Here is a 1,047-nt window from a genome sequence, read left to right on the forward strand (position 1 = left end):
AAGTTTTCCAGGCAATGGTAATTTAAAACTTACACCAGAGCAAGCACGTATACAAGATCTAGAAAAGAAACTGGAAGATATAGAGCTAGAGCATAGTATATTAAAAAAAGCAATCGGCATTTTCTCAAAGACCGATCGATGAAATATGTTTTCATAAAAGACAATGAAACTATTTTTCCGATTGATAAAATGTGTAAAGTTCTAGAGATAAATTTTAGTAGTTATTATAAGTGGAAACGGTCTTCTGCTAGTAGTAAGCTTTTATGGAAAGAACAGATTAAAGTACTAATAACCCAGGTTTACTTTGAGTTTAAACAGCGTTACGGTAGTCCGAGAATTGCTATGGAACTGCAAAAAAGAGGCTATAAAGTATCACGGATTACAGTGGATAAATACATGAGAGAAATGGGGTTACGCAGTAAGTTGAGTAAGAAGTTTAGAGTTACTACCGATTCTAAACATAACTACCTGCTTATGGATAATGTATTAAACCGCGAATTTAAACAAAGTGAACCTTCTAAAGCATGGGTTTCAGATATAACTTATATAGCAGTAAAAGAAGGTTTTTTATATTTAACAACCATAATAGATTTATATGATAGAAAACTAATAGGTTGGAGTTTAAGTACTGGAATGGCTACTAATCAAACCACTTTGCCTGCATGGCGTATGGCTATTAAAAACCGTAGAATTAGCAAAGAACTGATCTTTCACTCGGATCGTGGCGTACAGTACGCTAATAACAAATTCGCTAATACGCTTGCTTCTTATAACGTTACACGCAGCAAGAGTAGAAAAGGTAACTGTTGGGATAACGCAGTAGCTGAAAGCTTCTTTAAATCCTTAAAATCTGAACTCATTTATGGCAACATACTAATAACCAGAAAGGAAATGGAAAGAGAAGTTTTTGAATATATTGAACTTTGGTACAATAAAAAGAGAAGGCACTCGACACTCAATTATCTGACAATTGAAGAATTTAATAAATTGAAAATTAATTATAAATATGCTGCTTAACTAATACTGCACTTTTTGTTTGCATGTCCA

1 protein-coding gene is annotated in these 1,047 nt (G+C 33.0%); it reads left to right on the forward strand.

Annotation, left to right across the window (positions count from 1 at the left end):
• The first annotated feature begins 138 nt into the window (after positions 1-138).
• Positions 139-1,017 (forward strand): IS3 family transposase, encoded by an 879-nt coding sequence (locus tag BZARG_RS11620; RefSeq protein ID WP_008638632.1) that lies wholly within the window; start codon positions 139-141, stop codon positions 1,015-1,017.
• Positions 1,018-1,047: the final 30 nt, after the last annotated feature.

The sequence above is a fragment of the Bizionia argentinensis JUB59 genome, from assembly GCF_000224335.1.
Taxonomy (GTDB): Bacteria; Bacteroidota; Bacteroidia; order Flavobacteriales; family Flavobacteriaceae; genus Algorimicrobium; species Algorimicrobium argentinense.

Coding starts and splice junctions, on each gene's coding strand:
- BZARG_RS11620 (WP_008638632.1), top strand. CDS start 139: ATGAAATATGTTTTCATAAAAGACAATGAAACTATTTTTCCGATTGAT.